General features: G+C 74.6%; 1 protein-coding gene. It reads right to left on the reverse strand.

Features of this window, described 5'->3' with window-relative positions:
- On the reverse strand, positions 1-1,187 hold a 1,187-nt coding region (locus tag ACWEVO_RS36450; protein WP_452311936.1), incomplete at its 3' end, for a DUF4255 domain-containing protein.
- Positions 1,188-1,437: the final 250 nt, after the last annotated feature.

Genomic DNA, 1,437 nt, shown 5'->3' on the forward strand with positions numbered 1-1,437 from the left:
GCCAACTCCGTCGCCGGCCCGGCGACCGTGCCGCAGCGCAGGCTGACCGGGACCGTCGCGCCGAGCGAGTCGGCGGGCAGGGCGGGCACGACCACCTGGATCGCGGTGGCCGACAGTTTCGTGTACGGCACCGCCCGTCCGGCGATGAACGCCTGACCGCCCCCGGTGGCGTGCCGCACCGTCAGGGTCGCGGTCGCGCCGGCGGCCAGCGGGGCGGCGGCGGACACCACGACCGGCACCACGGTGACCGACGCCTGCCCGCTACCGGCGGCCAGCCCGTCGGCGAGGTTGGTGACCGTGAGGATCCGGGTGCCGGGCACCAGTTCCCCGTTGGGCAGGTGCACGGTGAGCCCGTCCGGCGCCGGGCTGACGGTGAGTCGCCACGGCCCGGTGCTGTGCGTGGTGGCCGGATCGGGCCGCCCGTCGGTCGGGTCGTCCGGGTCGCCGGGCAGCCGGCCCAACGTCACCTCGCGCAGGTCGGTCACGCCGAGCGCCCATACGGTGAGGGCCTGATCGAACCAGGCCGTCGCCGGCCGGACGGCGTCGACGACGGGCGCGGGCGACGGCGACACACCGACCCGGCGGGTCCGCACCGGCGGCCCCGGGACGTACGCCGTCTGCGCCGGCACGGTCACCAGGCTGACCTGGTAGCCGATGGACAGCCGCAGCGCGTGCGAGCCGGTGTTCCACAGTGCGGTGATGGTCTCGATCGGCACCTGCTCGATGGTGATCCGCAGGGGCTCGATCATGCCCTGCAGGGCGTCCGCGACGTCGGTGACGGAGCGGTCGGGTCCGGTGGCGACCGGGGTGTCCGCACCGAAGATGCCGTTCTCGTGCAGCGCCGACATGAGCGCGGAGAGGGCGGCGTGCACCACGTCGTCCTCTGTGCCGCTCTCGCTCAGCTCGCCGGCATCGGCGGTCAGCAGGTAGTGCAGCGTGAGGGCGAGTGGCGGCCTGCCGCGCCGGGTGCGCCACCCGTGCTGGGGAGCCTCCATGTTGGTGTACGCGGGGGCCGGTTCGATCCGGTAGAGGAACCAGTTCAGCCGTGGCCCGTCCACCGGGCGGTCGAGCGGGCCGACGCTGACCCCGACCGGCGTGGCCAGTCCCTTGAGCGCCTCGGTGGTGAGCACTCGAAGCACCTCGTCCACGCCGGCCAGCACGGGCGGACCGGGGCTGAACAGGCTCACCAGCCACCCCCTCGCCGGGCGGTGACGCCCCCTTCGAGCGCGCGGCAGCCGGCGAACGGGTCGGTCTCGGCGGGCGGCGGGGCCACCTGGATCTCGATGCGTCCGATCTGGACCGGTGGGATCGGCTGCCCGGCGGCGTGCGGCGCGGGTGCGCCGTTAGGAGGGCGCTCCCCGACGCGAGGTCAGCAGACAGGGATGGCCGGGTGGAGCGCCCAGACGTGACATTGGGTGTTCACCGAGCTCACCTCCC

This window comes from Micromonospora sp. NPDC003776 (genome assembly GCF_053605645.1).